The organism is Agarivorans sp. MS3-6 (assembly GCF_054112545.1).
The window spans coordinates 2,860,404-2,879,713 of sequence record NZ_CM134202.1 but is presented as its reverse complement, the minus strand read 5'-3'; the positions used below and the strand labels follow the sequence as shown (position 1 = coordinate 2,879,713).

Here is a 19,310-nt window from a genome sequence, read left to right as displayed (position 1 = left end):
AATTTTAATTGCTTCTATTTAATTCTGGAAAGCTGTGTATATACCATGCAATTACAAGTAATGCGGCTGGTGTTAAACCAAAGAGCAAAAACATAATCGGTGAAAAAAGGCCTACTAAAGCACACAATGCACTCATTATAATCAGCGTAAACGGCAACTTGGGCTGGTTACGTAGCAAGCCTAATGCGAGAACCCAGCGTTGCTTTGCCGACGCTCTATAAACGCTACCTTGAATAACTGAAGCGCTTAAAAGCATCAGTAAAAAGATCAATAATGGTAAAATCGCTAAGCTCACTAATTGCAGCACTTTAATATCGCTACCCAGCGCCCAACTCAAATACCAGCCCAGCGAAAACATAATCAGCACAATAGGCAAACCAACGAGATTGCTAACCACAAACTCCTTTCGCCATTCACTCAGAAAATCCCTTACACCTATTTTATTGCCTTGATTCATGTAACGACGAAACATCAGCAGTAACGTGCTTGTTGCAGGAATAAAACCAAATATCCCCGCTCCTAAGATAACCATAAGCATCCAACACACGTTCATCACTACCAGCAGGCTAAACCAGTTACAAAATGTAATAAGTGGGGATGCTTGGCTCATCGTTCGTATTACCCTTTGACTGCGCCGTTCGTTACACCCGCATAGATTTGTTTTTGCAATAGAAGGAACACGACAATAGATGGAATCAAAATAATAATGATACCCGCAGAAATGGTGGTCCATTCGGTGCCAAACACAGAGGTGAATTTGTATAAAGCTGTAGAAACAGTAACTTGAGATTTTTCCGGTAAATACAACAGTGGGAAATAGAAGTCGTTGTAGATAAAAATTGTTCTTAAAATTATTACCGTTGCAATAGCCGGCTTTAACAGCGGTAGCACTATCTTCCAGTAGATTAGAAAATAAGACGCACCTTCAATTTTTGCCGCCTCATCTAGCTCAACGGGGATCCCTCTCATAAACTGCAAGAAAATGTAAATCATGACCACATCGGCACCGATGTATAACATGATCACCGAACCCTTATGATTGATTAAGTTTAATGCTTTAATCACTTCAAAAGTAGCGACCTGTGTGGTCACAGCTGGCACTACCATTGCTATCACGTAAGCCAATAGCACCAACTTCTTACCTCTAAAATTGAAACGCGACAACACGTAAGCAACCTGAGTACCAAAAACCACCGTAAAAAATAGTGATATAAATAAAATTGTACCGGTATTAGTAAATGCTAACCCCAAATCTCCGTCGGCAAATACTTTTATGTAATTATCGAAGTTCAAGAAGCTTTCGGGCAAAGCCACTTTACTTGTAGAGTAGTACTCCTTCGAAGTTTTGAATGATGCTAGCAACACTGCGAAAGGCGGTACTAATACAGCCATAGAGGCCAGTATTAAGGTTACGTACTTAAATATTGTCCAGAACACCCAACGCGGTTGCTTTAGCTTACTGATAAAGCGTGCTCTTTTTATTTCATCCTCGGTTCTCACCGAAGACACCACTGAGGCTGGTCGAGCCATAGAGGAAACATGCTGATTACTCATATATTAAGCCTTTTCTCCGAACAATACTTTTTGAAGAATCATAAACAACACCACAATAACTAGTAGGAATACCGCCATCGCAGACGCTAGGCCAAAATCATTGAAGTTAAACGCAGTTTCTAAAGTAGCCATTACGAATGTCTTAGTACCATTAGCACCTTTAGTGATAATCATGGGAATTTCAAAAACAGATAGCGAACCAACAAAAGCAAGTAACACTTGCAGGCCAATAATCAACTTAATGGACGGTAAGGTGATGTAACGAAACTGATCCCACTCACCCGCACCTTCAATCTTGGCCGCTTCATACTGATCTTGAGGAATTGACTGCAATACACCAAAAAACAGAATCAAGTTAAAGCCAAGGTAACGCCACACAGATGCTCCAACTAAAGACCAGTTAACCACGTCACTATCCATCAACCAGGGCATGATCCAAGCGTCTAAGCCCAAAGCAGCTAAGAAGTTATCGAAGGCTCCGTCAACTTGGTAAAAAATCTGAAATACCATAGAGGCGGCAACTGCATTTAATACAAATGGAATAAACAGTAAGGTTTTAAAGAAATTTCGCCCCGCTAGCTTTGTATTAACCAATACAGCAAACCATAAAGACAAAACCAGTTGAATAACCGCACCAACAAAATAGTAAAAAGTATTTAGCAGCGGTCCCAAAATATCTGGCTCTTCAACCATATATTGGTAATTGTCAAAGCCAACTAAATTTTTAACAGGTGCGTATCCATCCCAGTCGGTTACGCTCATATAGAACAATTGGCTGGCAGGATAGTATGAAAAGGTAAACAACAACCCTAATGGTATAGCCAAAAAAGCTATGATGATTAGTCGTTGTTGCTGCTTAAGAGTAAGGTTAAACATGGTTTCTCCGATGCTGCCCGAACTAACTCGAGACTTACTTCAATTAAGAACAATTTCCTTGGCTAAAAAAAACTAGCCTTCTTAGGTTAGGCAAAAATTAAGGTATAACCTTTGACCCATGGAGTATTAAATCTAAAACATCCTAGAGTTAAGAGTAACAACAACTCAGCCAACCGAAACAATGGTAACGTTACGATTTTCATTCTACAAGATAAAACGAATACAGAAATTTCGAAATGTGAAAACGATCACTCTATCCCAAGCCCCATGAATACTGGAATAACGCAATGTAATTTAACATGCTCTTTTTTTTCACAAAATGGTAACGCAAGAAAATACCAATGAAACAAGTTAAAAAAAGATAGAAATAGCAACGTTACCAAAAATAGAGAGCTAGCTAATTAGACTCCTGACTCTAGGTTTTTAGCTTATTACATTTCACAGATGAGTGACTCATAGGCTCAACGGGCTAGTTTAAACAATTAAAACCGAGCCTCAGGCTCGGTTTTATTCACTTTATGTTTGACATTTTCTTAGAACATATAAAGACTAGTCGTAAGTGGCCTCTTCAAAACGGATGTTATCAAGATACACCGAACCATCCAGGGTAAGCTTATCACCAACAACGGCAATGAAGATGTCTGGTGCTTTACCAGCAATATCACCCAAATCAATCACTACTTCTTGCTTATAATACTGCTTACCGTTTTTAGTTACTTTTTCTAAATCAGATACTTGCTGACGGTATTTATCTACCCCCAATTTAACCCAACCATCCCCTAGTGCAGCATAGGGTCGAACACCACCTTTGTCCCCATCGTTGACTGGAATATATAAATCATACGAGAAACGATTTTGCTGCTGGAAGTTCTTGATGCGCATATTGCGTAGCTTAAGTTCCTCCCAGTCGTTTTTACCCGACCAAACTACATTCAGTTTAAGCATTGGCGAACCTAAATCTGAGCTTATCTCTAAAGCAGGATTCTTCCACTTGGCTTGCCAGGTCCCTTCTTTTTGCCAACCCAATAAATCACCACTAGAGAAGTCAAAGCTAGGACCCGTTTTATAACCCGTTATAGGACGATCAAACTTAACAGTAATTTTGTCGGTAATACGTTTGCCGCTTTCCATTGTTGCTACGGTAATTAACTGTTGCTCACCAAAACCAATATCTTCGACTTTGATCTCTGCACTGTAATAGCCATCTTTGTCATTGTCTTCCATTGGGTAGTTACCCGTTGGAGTGCGTAGTAGTAACTCAGTAGGTTGCTCTTTATAGCTCATCACATAACTTTGAACCGTTACTGTCTGGTCAGTTACCGACAAATTATCAACAGGATAAGTAAAGTAAACCGAGTCTTTTAGCTCTACCGGTTGCCCTAACATTTGCATAGTATGACGAGTAAGAACTTGATTGGTTCTTCCACCGTCAGCAAGTACTCGGAAGCCATCGTAATCAGGATATAGTTTGTCGCTAGCGCTCTTATCGTAGCTGCTTAAAATCCAAAACATGGTTCCTGCAGCACCATTTTCGTATGCGGTACGAGTCCATTTGTCGTAGATGAAATCTCGATTGAACGGTTCCGCTGCGCCAATCCCGTACTCCTCTAATACCACTGGTTTATTAGCAACTTTACCAGCATCAATGTGATCCAGAATCCACTGTGTTCCCCATTGCTCAGCATTATGCTTACCCCAGTGCTCAGGGTATAGATGGAAGGTACCGTAGTTAATATTAGAAAGAGTTAAGATCCGCTCCCAATCAACACCTTCATTACCGTTATACGCCCAATCTTCTTCGCCTGGGCGTGTAAAGAAGCCTTCACTACCTAAGGCAATTAACTGCTTAGGAGCAAGCTCACGAACGTAGTTACTCATTTCTTTTGCCCAAGCATATAGAAGTTCACCACTAGTATCAGACTGGGCACGCGGCTCATTGGCCAGCTCCCATGTCATAATGGTTGGGTCTTCTACGTAAGCTACACCGGTATACTTGTTGGTATGGCCTAATATATGAGCAACGTAATTTTTGTATGCCTCACGAGCTTCAGTTTCACGATAAAAGTCATCATGGTGATCGCCACTAATCCAATTAACATACTGAGGCATGCCACCAAAGTCTCCCCAGTTGTTAGTTAAAGCTATCACCAAGCGAATGCCGCGTTTGTTTGCTTCAGCGATGGTGAAATCTAAACGCTCTAAGCCGCTTTTAGCTTCAGCCGAGCTATACACTCCCATTTCAGGTTGCATAGTATGACCATGGCTAATGCCATCCATGAAACCCCAAACACGAATAACATTAAGGCCCATTTTTTGCGCATCATCCAATACAGTAGTTATAGCCTTGTTGTCACCATAATGCATGTAATAGTTGTTGGTGCCCGAAAACCGAAAAGCTTCGCCATTTAATAGCAGTTGTTCTCCGGATTGACTGACAAAATCAGCAATTGGTTCAGCGGCTATGACAGGTGTATCTGCAACGCCCGAGGTGCTACCACACCCACTTAAGATTGCGGCCCCGAGGCCAACAGCGCCTAACCAGGTTAGTGTTTTCTTCATTATCAAATCCTTATTAAATTACATCTAACAGACAAAGGCATTGTGTCACTATTCACCACCAATGATAACGTTTCGATTTGATGAATAGGACGAACTTATCGATTTGAACTGATTTTAATCTTATAAATGAGAACGTAGTCACAATATGCCTGCAAACAATAGGCAAACCCTCATATTTCGGCAGTAAAGGCGAACACAGTTAACACTATGATAAAACATAGAGTGATCACCCTCACGTATCTTAACGATATGATTAGCGGTCAATTGAAATGCACAAATCGTAACGTTATGGTTAGTTCAAGGAGATGGGGAAGGTGTTATCTCCGTATAACCAAGATATGATCACCTCAGTGAATTAAAGGACTTATAACATGAAAAATAAAATCATTACCAAAACACTACTAGCGTCAGCTATTGCCAGTGGGGTTTTAGTTGGAGCTCAAGCATTTGCTGAGGGTAACCCCCTCACGAACTTAGAGATTAAAGGAGAAATCACTTTCTTTACCAACCGTACCGATTTAGTTGAAGCCGGTGTATATGACCGTTACACCAAAGAGTTTCGGAAAATGCACCCAGGTGTGACTTCGGTAAAAGTCATCGGTTTTGCCGATTACAAAGGTGGTTTGCGTCCACGCATGAACACAGGTGACTACGGCGATGTCGTACTAATCTTGCCTTCGGTACCATCAGAGCAATACGGCAATTTCTACGAGCCTCTAGATATGTACGGTCCTGATGAAGTTTATTTTCATGATGCCTGGTCTAACGATGGTAAAAACTACGGCGTATCAATGGGTAACTCCGTTGAAGGCCTTGTGTACAACAAAGATGTGCTTGCCGAAGCGGGTGTAGAAGTACCTCTAAAAACCTTGTCTGAACTATACGCTGCATCTGAAAAAATTGCCGCTTTAGACAAAATTCCTTTCTACGTGAACTTTGGTGCACAGTGGCCGCTACAGCAATGGGATAAATACCCAATTGTTGCTGAAGGTAACGGTGAAGTATATGAGAAAATGTTAACTCAAGATAAAGCGTTTTCTGGCGATACCGCTTATCACGAGTCACTTTCTCTACTAAAAACACTGATTGAAAAAGGTTGGACTGAAAAAGATTTGATTACCAATTCTTGGGAAGAGTCTAAATCACTGCTAGCCGAGGGCGACGCAGGTATGTTCTACTTAGGTAACTGGTTTATTCCTCAAGTCATCGACCGTGGCATCCAGAGCGAGAAGATTGGTTTCATGCCTATTCCTGCCGGTGAGTCGGGTGAACTTCGAGCTCAAATGAACCATGACTGGGGTTATGCGGTAAGTAAGCACTCTAAAAACAAACCTGCAGCCAAAGCATACATTGAATTTCTTCTAGAAGAGTCGGACTTTGATGAGGTCGCAGGCTTCATCCCTACAATCAAAGCTAAAGAGCCTACGCTACCTCAGCTAAACGAATTCATGAGCTATAACCCTAAAGTAATTCAAACCCCTACTAACTCTTCAACCTTTATTGAAGTGACTAACCGATCGCAGATTGATTTCTATTCTGGCGGTTATGTACAAGACGTAATGACAGCATCAAATTTTGATGAAGCATTAGAGAAACTAGACGGTCGTTGGAACCGTGCTAAAAAACGCGTAATGAAATAGCGTTCTCAAAAGCCACCTACGGGTGGCTTTTATCTTTTGAATAATTACCTTCCCCTCAAGCAACAGCAACAGCAACAGCAACAGCAAAGAACGTTACTCCTCTGTACCCTTTAAGTCAGTATTTACAAAAGGCGATACTGAACTACACTCAAATGACAAGCTCCCCACACTGGAAGCCTCTGCGAGAACTTAAAAGAAACCAGTATCAAACATATCCTCGCATCGACAAAATGAGATCATGAGTAGCCTATGATAATAAAGAAAACTCTATGCTTGTTTGGTCCATTTCTACTTACATAAACGTTGCTGAGGCATCTTCAACTGCCAGTCCGGAGTCTACTCCGTTTATAATTTATTCTAATCAAATAGAGAACTCTAGTGCGTCGAAATGGCTTACGGCAATCTATACTGAGTTGTTCAGGCGCCTTGATATCCCTCTGCTTATTACTTCTCTGCCTGAAGCACGAGCAACCAAAAAAGCCACCGTAGGATCTATAGACGGTCAATTTGGACGTGTGTATGAATATCAAGATGCTTTCCCAAACCAAATCAGAATAGAAGTCCCGCTCTATAACATAAACATTAAGGCGTACTCTCAACTGCCAATAGACCTATTCTAAATAGTGGCTGGGAAAGCTTCAAAAATACTGATTAAACCGTGGCGTATAAAGAGGAGCCTTAATCAACAAACTGAATTTAGAGAAAGTACTATCGGCTTCCAAACTAAGTACTGTAACGTCGATACGCAAAGGTTTATTGAAAGTAAAATATGGCCGCGTTGATATGTTTGTACAGGCAGATATCGGTGTTCGTCACCTATTAAACAGTGAAGAGTTTAAAGATCATATCGTGGACTCGGGTAGCTTAGACTCAGTTACTATTTATCCCTATATCCACAGCAAACACCAAGCTCTAGCAAGCGAACTAACTGCACATTTAATCGCGATGAAAGATGAAGGTTTACTAATGCACTTTTGCCTAGATGCATTCAGCTCTGATACGAGCTTGTGTGCAGGGCTAAATGTCAATTTTGAAAAAGATAAAAAAAGCAGCCATAAATAGCTGCTTTTTAGTTGTCGCTATCTATCAACTATTTATAAAGTGCTTTCTCAAAATGTATGTCATCAAGATAAACTGGTTTGCTTAAAGGCAACTTTTCACCCACAAAACATATGTAAATATCTGGCTGCTTACCGGCCGTATTACCTAGCTCAATTTCCACTAGCTGTTTGTAATATATTTGGTCGTCAATAATCACCTTTTCTAGCGACAAAACAGACTCTCTAAATTGGTCAATGCCCAACTTTACCCAGCCATCAGCTAAAGCAGCGTAAGGTCGAACCCCACCTACAACAGTTTCATCAGCAGGTATGTAAGCAGTGAACACAATACGATCTTGGCGATTAAGATTTTGAATACGGCTATTTCTAATTTTAAGCTCTTCCCACTCTTCCAAACCTGGTAACTCACCATTGAGCTTCAGCATTGATTTACCCAAATCATCACTAATGGTTAATGCTGGCTTATTCCATTTTGCTTGCCAAGCACCATCACTATGCCAACCTTGTTTCAATCCATTAGAGAAGTCATAAGTAAAAGTTCGCTCATAACCAACTACAGTTGGGTTGTACAACACTGAAGATTTGTCACTGAGGTGTTGGCCATTATCAAGTTTGGTTACTAACGAGATTTGCTGCTCGCCTAAGGTACTAGGATCGAGTTCCACATATGCAGTGTAGTATCCCTCTGAATCTGGCCCCTCTAACTCGTAACTATCAACACTCGTTCGCACCGCCATGCTGTTAGCCATCGATGAATCAGCGAGTACACTTGCTTTCACCGTTAACCACTGGTTATCAATACGCTGTAATGGCGAAGGCATGGTAATGTAACTGCGTGCTTCATAGCCAGATAATAGCCCACGCATAATCAGCGCGTGCTGAGCCAATAGTTGATGTGTACGCCCCTGGTCGGCAAGTACCCTATAACCGTCATAATCAGGATAAAGCGTTTTCTTAGCCGCATCTTTAAAGCTGTTCAGCCCCCATACCATCGTTCCTGATGCACCATGTTCGTATGCCGTTCTATGCCATTTGTCGTAAACAAAATCACGGTTATTAATGTCATTCGCTAAAATCGCATACTCTTCCAGCACAAAAGGTTTATTAGCTAAGCTTGCGGCCTCGGCGTGCTCTACAATCCATTGCGTCCCCCAAGCTTCAGCATCTGCTTTCTCCCAATAATCGGGGTAAAGGTGGAAAGTTCCGTAGTCGATATTAGGTAAACGAACTAGGCGCTCCCAATCAACACCTTCGCTACCGTTATAGTTCCAATCTGTGTTACCAGGTCGATTAAAGAATCCTTCACTGCCAAGCGCCACTAATTGCTGAGGGGCAATAGACTTAACGTAGCGGCTCATTTCATCAGCCCATTCAACCAACAGTTGCCCACTGGTATCTTGGGTTCGAGGTGCATTAATGAGTTCCCAAGTCATTATCGTGGGATCGTCACTATAGCGTTTACCGGTATACTGATTCACATGACCAATTAAGTGAGCGGCGTACTTCTTGTATGCCTCCTTGGCTTGCTTGGAGCTGAAAAACTCATCGTGACTCTCTAAAGCCAACCATTTAACGTACTGAGGAATTCCCCCATATTCTGGCCAATTATTGGTAAGTACAATCACTAACCTAATACCTCTAATAGAGGCTTGATGAACAATAAAATCAATACGCTCTATAGCATCTTTTTGGCCAGCTTTTTTAAATACACCTAGCTCTGGTTGTAAACTCATGTTGTAGTCTTCACCATCCAAAAAGCCAAAAATACGCACACTGTTTAGACCCATAGCTTCTGCATCGTCTAAAAAGGAAGTGATCGTTACGTTGTCACTGCGATGAAGATAGAAGTTACTTGCACCAGCAAATCGAAAGGACTGCCCTGACAGCGTAAGCTGTTTGCCTGATTGCTTTACGAACTGTGCGATAGGCTCTGCCTGAGGCACCAAAACCACTGGCTCCTCATGCTGAGTAGCAGTACTTCCGCAGGCCGCCAAGCCTAGTATTGACAAAATACCAATAGCCGCATTCTTTAATATAAATCGCTTTAACGCCATGTAAATTCCTTTTTTAATAATACTTCTCTTAGTTAACACTACCAAATCGTAACGTTACGATCCATTGGCAAAAACACGCTATTTAGAGTAAAAAAAAGAAAACGAGAAAAATGTGATTTAGAACGTAATAAAGGCGCTAAAAGCGCCTTTATCATTATACGTTGTTTGTTACCAGTTACATGCCTGAGGCCTGTTTATACATATCTGAGTATGTATGAATAAGCTCACAAACTGGCTCGTGTAAATCTAAGCGAATCCCATCTCCTTCTACATTATTTCCAGGTGCGCCGACACCAGTAATAGAGAGTTCGGAGCTATCCATTACACAGTAGAACTGGAAACCGTCATTATTGGCAGTCCAACCGCCCGAGTACTCACCGTAAGGTCCAGAGCACCACTGACAGCTACCTGGAGTACCATTACCATTGCCCCATTCTAGGCCTGATAATTGCCAACTTAACATACCTGCAATAGTATCTTTGTTTTGCCAAGCCTTGTCGTACCAAGCTTCGAATAATTGGGTACGTTTGGCTAAGCCGGCTTCAACGGTACCTGTTGAATAACCCTTATCATTAGCAGAGTCGCTAGCGCGAATCACATTAGCAGGCCAGCTAAATTCACCAATATAGGCAGGTTTATTGAGTTCTGTAGCTAACGCAGCCAAGCTATCAAAGTTATCCAAGGTTTGATTGTCACTCATATTCCACCATGTTGGGTATAAGTGAGCACTAATAGCGTCAATGTGTGGGTTAGCGTTAACGATTTTCAAGTTCTCGTAGTCATCACCCGAACCTCCAAAACCAAACGATGATTCCATACCAATTGATAGCAACTGATCTGGTGCTTGTTCTGCTAGGTGTGCTGCAATGTCGTCTACCCACGCTTTGAAGCCGTTTAAGTCACTACCAATACGCGGTTCATTGGCCAGTTCCCACATCATAATAGTTGGGTCTTCGTTGTACTTAACGCCAGTAAGCGCATTAGTATGATTTAACAAGTTAGTGATAAAGGCTTTAAATATTCCCCGCCCGCTCACACTTGCATAACCGCCGTAGCTATCCACATTACCAAAGTAGTCCCAATGGTCAGCTAATGATAGAACGAGGCGAATACCACGCTCTTCGGCCAATGCGACATAGTTGTCAAACAACTCAAAACTACGCTTGATTATGGCCTTCTGACTATCACTACGTTGTTCTTCCGGAATGCTTAAAATAAACTGCCCGTTGTCTTCTAGGTTGATGCAAACGCCATCGTGGGTGCGGTCATCGTTACAGAACATCCAAGTACGAACAACAGTTAAGCCCATATGAGCGGCACGGTCAAAGAAGTCTTTGGCCATTGGCTCAGGCTTATACATTACGTAGTATTGGTTGGTACCATTAAAGTAGAAAGGTTTTCCATCTAAGATGAAGTTAGTACCATCAGTTTCGACAAAGGCGCTAACTGCTACTTCACCAACATTCAATCTTAATGACTCACTAATTTTAGTGCCTTCTAGCCCCAAGGAGATACGATATACTCCGTCTCCTTGATTAGCGATAACAAGTGGGCTATCACCATAGTAAAGCTCACTGTCACCACCATTTAGGCTGTAAGTAACCGCTCCTTCACCACGCTTACTAAATGCAATTTCAATATCGCTTCCAGAAGGCAATTGCGCTAAATTAGCAGGGCTGCTTATGTTCAAACTGCCCATTAAGCTGATGCTTACACCATGCAGGTCAATGTAGCCCCAATCACTACCTAACACCTCAGCCACAAGAACATGGCTTCCCGCTTCCAGGCTTAGTGTTTGAGTGTATTCGCCATTTGCCTCAGCGCTAAAGTTTATACTAGAGCCTAAACCATCTAGGTTCACCGTATTGTATTTAGCCCCATGTGGTGCGCTGTAGTGCAGAGTTATTTGATATTCGCCAGCTTCAGCCACACTAAAATGCCAGCTGGCTTTGGAGCCTGCACCTTGCAAACTAACATCAGCGCCACTTAATACTGCATCACCTTCTAGAGCTGCGTCAGTACCACTTAGCAGAGTAGTTTCTATAGGGTCTACCGGCGTTGGGTCCGTTGGGTCCGTTGGGTCCGTTGGGTCCGTTGGGTCCGTTGGGTCCGTTGGGTCCGTTGGGTCCGTTGGGTCAACAGGCTCGCTCAATACGCCAGCCATGCAAGCTTTGGCTTGTTCAGGGTATTTATTCCACTGCCATCCCCAAGCTCCTGCATAGCCGTTATCATATAAACGCTTACACATATCAGCTGCAGTTAGGGTTTCACCATTTACAGTTAAATCGGTTAGGTAAAATTCGCCTAATACTATTGGCTTGGATACGCCCCAATATTTTGCATCATGATGAAATGGCGACCACGCACCATTTTTACCTTCGTTGTTGTAGTAATGCGGCTGATAAAAGTCGAAAGTTGCCAGTTGGTCTCCATCGGCAGCACTAATTAATGCTGCGTCTGAATACAAATTACTACCACCAGCTACATCTGAGTTATATTTTCCCATCGACTTAGAACCCGTTGTTACTAATGCAATTTCTCCATTAGCTTCTGCGGCGCGATGAATAGCGGCAGCCATTTTTGCTTGCACTCGCTGTAACTGATTTAAGCTAGGAAAGTGATTCACTACATCTAAACCAGTAAACCAGCCTTCTGTCATATTCTCAGGTTCATTAAATAGTTCCCAAGCAATCAGCTGAGGATGACTATTTAGCGTATTGACCATAGGAACAAGCGCATTATCGATATAACTTTGTAATACTGTATCGTCACTTAACAAGCTAAAGTTGTTAGCAACAGGATTATTACGTACATCGTTGTAACGCAACATGTCAAACGACCAAAGACTTGGCTGGATGTAAACATCATATTCAGCAGCAATATCTAAGGCCTGTTTCAGGTCAGCAATAAAGCTTCCGCCCGGTGAGGCAACTAATGCTTTTCCATCAACAATTTCCCAAGCAGGTGTATAAGCACCATCAGTATGCATCCACCAACGAAGCGTATTACCTCCGGAGTCTTTTACATCTTGCAAAGCAGCACGTAAAGACGCTTCATCAAGTCCATTACCTATGTCGTTAGCGAAGTTAAACCAAGCAACATTTACCCCATTTAAAAACAGCTCTTGTCCTTGATAGCTAATAGTTTTAGGTGGTGTTTGTGGATCTGGATCGACACTTCCAGACTGCGTCCAATAGCTCTTCAAGTCATTGGCAGCATTGGTGTTATAAGGCTTTTTGCCAGGGTAACCATGCCCAGCATCACCCACATCTAAACCTTGACCATCTCCTTCATAGAAACCAATCACGTCATAAGGTGCACCACTTACCCAAATCATCAATGATTTAGCAATGGTTTCTGGATCTTGCATATACGCCAGTAAGCCATTGATTGCGATTTGAGCGTGTACTTGATGAGCTTCATAGCTAACCATTTCTTCATTGGTTACAGCGGTTGCGTCCCATACATTAGGCGTAACCAAACCTTTAATGCCCATTCCGTATTCACCAAGGTGGAATGAAGGTATGTCATCTTTATCAATACCCAGTTTGCCCATTAACACTTTTTGAATAAAGTTTTGCTCATGTTTTTGCAGCGCAACTTTTACGTCTTCAGCCGTAGTTGGGACATTGGTCGATTTTGGATCAGAGATAGGATTTACAACATCCATTGGCATGTACTGAGATACCGTCACAATATCTAGTGCACGAATATAGTCTGCCAAATCAGCACGTTGCTGTTGAGTCATATCATCAACAAACAGCAAGTTTGGATAGTTGTGGAAAGTATCCCCAGAAACAATACGCGTAAAGTACTCTGGATGCTCTTCAATCTCCATCAAGTACTGAATGTGATGACTAAAGTTATGACTCACAGTGACGTTAGCTTGCAGCTCAGAACTAGCTGCAATTCTTGCTCGTACATGATTTACCAGCTCAACCCAACGATGAGGGAACTTTTTAGTTGACTCCATCAACTCGGCGCCAATATCAAAGCGAATGGGTTCTTTTAGCGGCAATGCTGAGCTTGCTAAAACCTGCTCCAGAATATCTAGACCTTTATCAACAATACATACATAGCCATCACTCATTGGGTCTAGTTTATCGAACAAACCTCGCCAGTTAAGTTGCCCAGGATCAGCATTCGGGCTTGCCTGCACCCATGAAAACTTCATCGGGTCGATATGTGGGCGGTAGTTAATACGCACACCTTTACCCATCAACTCGTTAAGTAAATCAACTTGTTTGCTCGCACTTAAGGTATTTGCTGTATCCTCACAACGTACTCCCTCACTGTAGGTATCTATGAAGTAAGTAGGAATGAACGACACCCGCTTAATATTCATCTCGTCGATAATCGCCATTTTAGTGGCTTTATTTGCTTCGTAGTGAGCAGGATTCCAGCCAGCCCAGGCAATACCAACATCCTCACCTAAGCCAGTAGCGTAAAGAGATTTATCATATAAGTTACCGTAGCTAGCAAATTGCTTATCTTGATCTTGCTGTGAGATGTAGTCGTTAAGATCTACATGAGCGATTGTATCCGCATAATCAGCATAGTTTTCTTTTGTACTGTCAGTGACTTCAGAGCCAGGGTAATCAGGCTTTGGCCTATCTGAGTCGATAACGTTTAAGGTGAAACTTATCTGTTGATCTGCATAGCTATCTAAACTGAAAGTTAGGTTAACAGTGTAACGGCCAAGGCTTAGCCCCTCTAACCAGTTATTTGCTAGAATCAGTTGTTGATTTGCATAGCTGTACTGGTCAGCACTTAGAAGGTTTTGATTCACCATAAGCGCTGATAGTTGGTAGTCCCCAGGAGTTACAGATACATCTACACTAGTCGGGTTTGCTAAGTCGAAACTAACAGTACTAACACTAGTACTGGGTTTATCAGGAACTGGCTGTGTAGGGCCTTCACTGATCACTCTTATCTCATCGATAAAAATGTAGCCTTCGTTGCCTTCTCCTTGAACGCCCAACTCAGTTAGCCCAGCAGCCAAATCTAATTCAATAGAATGGGTTAACTTTTCACTACTGTGTTCAGAGGTGAAGAGCTCTTGGTAATCGCCAATGAACAAGCCATTTGTTTTAGCTGAATAGGGCGAGCGATAATCAAACTCTACGGTGTACTTACCAGAGCTAGCAAGATCTAATGACCAAGTTGCCACACCATGTTTAACATCAACCGAACCATTGGTAATTCGAGCTTCGCCGCCTAAAACTGCATCAGCTGGAACTAAGGTATAAGTTTGATTATTACTAGTATCAGAATCACTAACATTGAGCATTAGGCTTAAAGCAATATCTTCGGCATTTTCAGCTGAAAACACTAACTCGACATTGTGCTCTGCTTCACTCAATGTCGCCATCAATGAAGCTGATAATACTAACTGCGAACCATCAAAACTATAATCACTTACTTGAGTATCGCTGATTGTTACATGGGTAAGTTGGTAGCTTCCAGCACTTAAGCTAAGGGCCAATGGGACATTATTGGCTAAGTCATAGTCTATCTGAGTTTGACTCAATTGCGGTGGTGTTAGCAGCGTAGACTTAGCTGTAACTCGAACCTGCTCGATGAAAATGTAACCCCAGTTTCCATTTGAGCCATTTACACCAATAAAGCTTGAGCCGGCCGCTAGGTCTATGTCAAAGCTCAGCGTTTGTGTGCTGCTAGACTGTGGCGTTAAAACTTGCTCGGAGTAACTCCCTGCAAAAAAAGTATTGGCTTTATCACCATGAGGGGAGCGATAGTCGAACTCCACAGCGTACTGACCAGCATTGGCTACATTCATTTGCCAAGTTGCTAAACCATTCTTCAAGTTTACCGCGTTATCATTTAGCTCCGCGCCGTCTAAAACTGCATCAGCTGGAACTAATACAAACTCACTGGCGGGAATACCGGGATTTGGCAGGGGAGTTTCTGCTAGCTCACAATCATGTAACCACTGCCAGGCGCCCCACTGATCAGACTTATCAGGCGTAGTTGCTTTATTCCACCACTTGGCCTTGTACTCAGCATTTTGAAATACTACTAACTCATCATTTTCGTATTGAATGTTAGTATCCCAATTGGCTGAATCACAAATGCTCGCTCCCCATGCTGTAGGGGCGACCATAACCAAAAAATATCCTATTTTGATTTTCATCAGGTCCTCTTTATTCCTTAAATTCGGACAAACCAAGCCAATAAATAACGTTACGATTTATCGATAAGGTTATTTATTAACAATTCACTATTGGTTAGATGCATAAAACTCAGATACCAAGACCTGAGTTAAATCAATGACTGCAGCGGTAAAACAATCTGTAGTCCGCTCATTTGACTATTTATACGCTACCAAATAAAAATCGTAACGTTTCGATCATAGATCACAAAAATTTACTAAACAGGATTTTGTTAGTATTTAACTCTAAGAAAGGGAGGTAATCACAATTTATACGACATAAACACAATTTACTGTCTAAATCACATCCAATTTTTGTTATAAAATAGTTCGTTAAAAATACGAAAAGCGGCCACTCATTTTTGAGCTGCCGTGTATATGATTTAACTATGAAGCGCAGGTGAGTAAAGGGGCGAAAGCCCCCTTTTTAATTACAAAGCTTGGTTAGATAAATAACTAACTAGAGAATAATTCGTTTTGTAATATCGTAATTATCTTACTTGGTTCAGTTGCTGCTTTAAGTTGACCACGAAAATCTTCATGAATTAGTTTTCTCGCTAATTTAGAAAAAATTTGCATATGCTGGTCACTGTGAGCCTTATTTAAAGTAAGCATAATGATAAAATCAACATCCCCCGAATCAGAATGCCAATTAATTGCATGATCTAAATGCGCAATGCTAATGGTCGAGTGTTCTATATTGTCTGATTTAGTATGAGGAATAGCGAAACCATTTCCCAAGCCGGTAGAAAATATTTCTTCTCTAGCCCAAATATCTTCTTCCAGTAATAGTGCGTTTTGACTACGACCAAGCACACCAATATTCCCAACTAAAGCTTGAATAGCTTCTTCTTTGTTTTTCACGTCCAGCTGAGTAAATACACAAGCCTCGTCGAGCAGTGGTAGCTCCGTTTTTTCAGATTCTGCTTCACTCAGAAGCTTTTCTATTTCAGCCCGAGTAGAGCACTCGCAGGCTTGTTGGTATAAAGCCTCACATTCAAAAAAATTCAAACCGGCAATTTGTTGTTTAGTTTTAGCTATATTTGGCGAGCTCATGCTTAATTCGTCTAAGCCTGCCCCAACCAACAGAGGGAGTATTTTAGGATCGGCAGCAAGTTCACCACACATTCCAACCCAGCGACCGAATTGCTTAGCAACCAAAGTAATTTGGCCCAACATTCTTAAAAACGCTGGATTCAAGCTATTGTATAGCGAAGATACCGCAGCATTATCTCGATCCACAGCTAACAAATACTGCGTCATGTCGTTAGAACCGACACTGAAAAATTCAACTTCTTGAGCAAGTTTATCAATGATAAACACGGTCGCAGGAACCTCTACCATAATTCCCAATGGAACACTGCTGTTGTATTCAAGTCCTGCCTCTTTAAGCTGCTTTTCAACTAGGCTAATCTGCTGCTTTACCCAGCGAATCTCTTCAACATTGTGCACCATCGGGATCATGATTTTGGCTGCCCCATGACAAGCAGCTCTTAAAATCGCTCTAAGCTGTGAATGAAACAATTCGAGAAATTGAGGATAAATTCTTACCGCGCGGTAACCTAAAAACGGGTTGGTTTCTTTAGGTAGGTTTAAATAGTCGAGTGGTTTATCACCACCAATATCCATTGTACGAATAATAACTGGCTTACCTTTAGCTGCAATTAACGCTTCACGGTACTCTTGATACTGACACTGTTCACTTGGCGCTTCACTCCGGTCCATGAAGAGCATTTCTGTTCTAAAAAGCCCTACACCTTGAGCCCCGCCTTTTATAGCTGTAGCAACCTCTATTGAACACGCGATATTCGCTGCTATCTCTACCTCATGACCGTCAGTAGTCATTGCTAGTTTGTCAGTATGCTCGCTAAACCGTTGTTTTTGTTGTTGCTGCAACTTCAACGCCCGCTCAAAATAAACGCTGACATTATCGTCGGCTTTAATAGCAACCACGCCTAACAAACAATCCAAATACACCTGCGAGTTGAGTTCTGCATGACATAACTCGTAATCAACATTCACCAAGGTAGGAATATCAAAAGCCCTAGCAAGAATAACAGTGTGGGAAGTACTACCAGCATCGCTTAAAACCAGCCCTTTTAAGTAGCGCTTATCAAGCGCTAAAAACTGTGAGGGTGTTAATTCATGAGCAAGTAATATGGTGGCCTCACTCAGTTGACTTTGCTGCTCAATATTCACATTTGGGTAAGCGTTCACTAGCAAGCGCAAAGCAACATCTTTAATATCCAATACTCGCTCTCGAAGGTACTGACTGTCTGAACTCTCCAGCATTGTTTTAAATCTTTCTAAGGCGGCTAGTACGGCATGAGCGAGAGGTTGATGAACCAGCTGCTCCTCTATATAAGCGAGAAACTCTCGGTCCTTTAAAATAGATATGTGCGCTGCCAGAATTTCAGACTCTTTACCAGAGGCTTGCAACTTCTCAGCCTCTAATTCTGCTACTACAGCTTTATGCACTTTCTGGAAGGATGCCTCACCTTGATCTGATGAGTGATTCAAAAACAAACTCAGATCAGCCTCAGAACTCGCAACTAGCTTTCCCTTAGCAATGCCGTTAACTAGTGATTTTCCGTGCAACAAAAAAGGCTTGTGCCGCGACAAAGATTGCGGAACAGGTATCGCTCGCTGTACTTCTACTGGCGCGATGTCGTCATCGCAATATGGAAAGCGCTCATTCATAAATTGAATCAGTGCTAGCATAGCCGTTTGGCTATCTTCTCCCTCAAACTTTAAAACAAACTCATCGTTTAAGAGTGTGTCCGTGCCCACTAAACTCAACATACTTTTTGCATTCCCTACGTTGCCATTTCGTAGATTATGCAAACTAATATCGCAGCAATACGGGTTACAAACACTTTCTAATAAACTAGCAGGTCGCGCATGAATACCATTGGGCAGCACACATTTAAATTGTTGTTGGAAAGACATTTTTACTACCTTATCTACCTTAAGAAACCATGGATTTACAACGCAAAATAAGCTTTTGTGTTTGCTGTAAAGATTCTTGAATGCTGGCGTTAACTTGCGGTTTCCCATCAAAACGAGCTGCACCTTGAATGCGAATATCTGCCACGATTAGCACTACATCAGCATGGGAAATATCCTGAGGAGTCAACTTGTTCTCCACTCCCATTGCACCTTGAGTCTCCACCTTAATACCAATCGACAGCTTCCTTGCAGTTTCTACCAGTTTGTCTGCTGCCATATAGGTATGAGCGATACCAGTTGGACAGGCAGTAATAGCTACAACATTCATTAGTCGTCCTAAATTGCTTGCGTAATGGTGCTCACTATTCGTCAAATTTTAAGCAAGTTAAACAGGATTTAGTTGCTAAAAACTGGACATTTGTATCCGAAAACACACCTTGTGAACCAG

General features: G+C 41.9%; 10 protein-coding genes. 2 read left to right on the top strand and 8 right to left on the bottom strand.

Translation table 11 applies throughout. The annotated features are described in order from the left end of the window. Positions 1-4: 4 nt before the first annotated feature. The 4 genes from ACVFI8_RS13255 to ACVFI8_RS13240 all read right to left on the bottom strand — a co-directional run bounded on the left by ACVFI8_RS13255 (position 5) and on the right by ACVFI8_RS13240 (position 4,989). On the bottom strand, positions 5-610 hold the full coding sequence (locus ACVFI8_RS13255; protein WP_457871586.1) for a DUF624 domain-containing protein: 606 nt from the start codon (positions 608-610) through the stop codon (positions 5-7). A gap of 8 nt (positions 611-618) precedes the next feature. Beyond that, positions 619-1,554: a carbohydrate ABC transporter permease gene (locus ACVFI8_RS13250; RefSeq protein ID WP_457871585.1), complete on the bottom strand. Its 936-nt coding sequence runs from the start codon at positions 1,552-1,554 to the stop codon at positions 619-621. Positions 1,555-1,557: 3 nt separating this feature from the next. Continuing rightward, positions 1,558-2,430, bottom strand: coding sequence for a carbohydrate ABC transporter permease (locus ACVFI8_RS13245; protein ID WP_457871584.1), 873 nt, complete (start codon positions 2,428-2,430; stop codon positions 1,558-1,560). A gap of 549 nt (positions 2,431-2,979) precedes the next feature. After that, the gene (locus ACVFI8_RS13240) at positions 2,980-4,989 is read right to left on the bottom strand and encodes a cellulase family glycosylhydrolase (RefSeq protein WP_457871583.1); all 2,010 of its coding nucleotides are present in this window, start codon (positions 4,987-4,989) and stop codon (positions 2,980-2,982) included. Positions 4,990-5,360: 371 nt separating this feature from the next. On the opposite strand from ACVFI8_RS13240, the gene ACVFI8_RS13235 reads away from it, so the two are divergent. Further along, the gene (locus ACVFI8_RS13235; RefSeq protein ID WP_457871582.1) at positions 5,361-6,629 is read left to right on the top strand and encodes an ABC transporter substrate-binding protein; all 1,269 of its coding nucleotides are present in this window, start codon (positions 5,361-5,363) and stop codon (positions 6,627-6,629) included. A 756-nt stretch (positions 6,630-7,385) separates the two neighbouring features. After that, the gene (locus ACVFI8_RS13230; protein ID WP_457871581.1) at positions 7,386-7,691 is read left to right on the top strand and encodes a hypothetical protein; all 306 of its coding nucleotides are present in this window, start codon (positions 7,386-7,388) and stop codon (positions 7,689-7,691) included. A gap of 28 nt (positions 7,692-7,719) precedes the next feature. Here the strand turns inward: ACVFI8_RS13230 and ACVFI8_RS13225 are convergent, their stop codons facing one another. The 4 genes from ACVFI8_RS13225 to ACVFI8_RS13210 all read right to left on the bottom strand — a co-directional run bounded on the left by ACVFI8_RS13225 (position 7,720) and on the right by ACVFI8_RS13210 (position 19,190). Then, positions 7,720-9,744 carry a cellulase family glycosylhydrolase gene (locus ACVFI8_RS13225; protein WP_457871580.1) on the bottom strand — a complete coding sequence of 675 codons (2,025 nt, stop codon included), beginning with the start codon at positions 9,742-9,744 and terminating at the stop codon, positions 7,720-7,722. Between the two features lie 175 nt (positions 9,745-9,919). Beyond that, positions 9,920-15,895 (bottom strand): CBM35 domain-containing protein, encoded by a 5,976-nt coding sequence (locus tag ACVFI8_RS13220; RefSeq protein ID WP_457871579.1) that lies wholly within the window; start codon positions 15,893-15,895, stop codon positions 9,920-9,922. Positions 15,896-16,369: 474 nt separating this feature from the next. Beyond that, positions 16,370-18,862, bottom strand: coding sequence for a phosphoenolpyruvate--protein phosphotransferase (ptsP, locus tag ACVFI8_RS13215; RefSeq protein ID WP_457871578.1), 2,493 nt, complete (start codon positions 18,860-18,862; stop codon positions 16,370-16,372). 19 nt (positions 18,863-18,881) lie between these two features. Then, positions 18,882-19,190, bottom strand: a complete 309-nt coding sequence (locus ACVFI8_RS13210) for a PTS fructose transporter subunit IIB (protein ID WP_152785627.1) — start codon at positions 19,188-19,190, stop codon at positions 18,882-18,884. Between the last annotated feature and the right edge of the window lie 120 nt (positions 19,191-19,310).